The organism is Paenibacillus rhizolycopersici (assembly GCF_014947195.2).
GTDB classification, from domain to species: domain Bacteria; phylum Bacillota; class Bacilli; order Paenibacillales; family Paenibacillaceae; genus Fontibacillus; species Fontibacillus rhizolycopersici.
In genome coordinates this window covers 1-330 of record NZ_JADCNN020000057.1, presented here as the reverse complement: position 1 = coordinate 330, position 330 = coordinate 1, and the positions used below count along the sequence as shown (strand labels likewise).

The following is a 330-nucleotide window of genomic DNA, read 5'->3' as shown; positions in this document are numbered from 1 at the left end:
ATTCAAGCGTTTATGTAAATACAAGGGAGTGGAGATCATAGAAGGTCACATGATGCCAGATCATGTACATATGTTGGTGGCGATTCCCCCGAAAATCTCAGTATCATCATTTATGGGCTATCTAAAGGGTAAAAGTTCACTGATGATATTCGAGAAGCACGCCAACCTGAAGTATAAATATGGAAACCGCAAATTTTGGGCAGAAGGATACTACGTCAGCACAGTAGGCCTAAATGAAGCTACCGTCGCAAAATATATACGTGAACAAGAAGCACATGATCAAGCAGTAGATAAGCTGAGTGTAAAAGAGTACGAAGATCCATTCAGCAG

General features: G+C 40.9%; 1 protein-coding gene. It reads left to right on the top strand.

Translation table 11 applies throughout. The features are described from left to right. Nucleotides 1-330: IS200/IS605 family transposase (tnpA, locus tag IM700_RS23005; RefSeq protein WP_204801209.1), on the top strand; the 330-nt coding region annotated here is incomplete at both ends.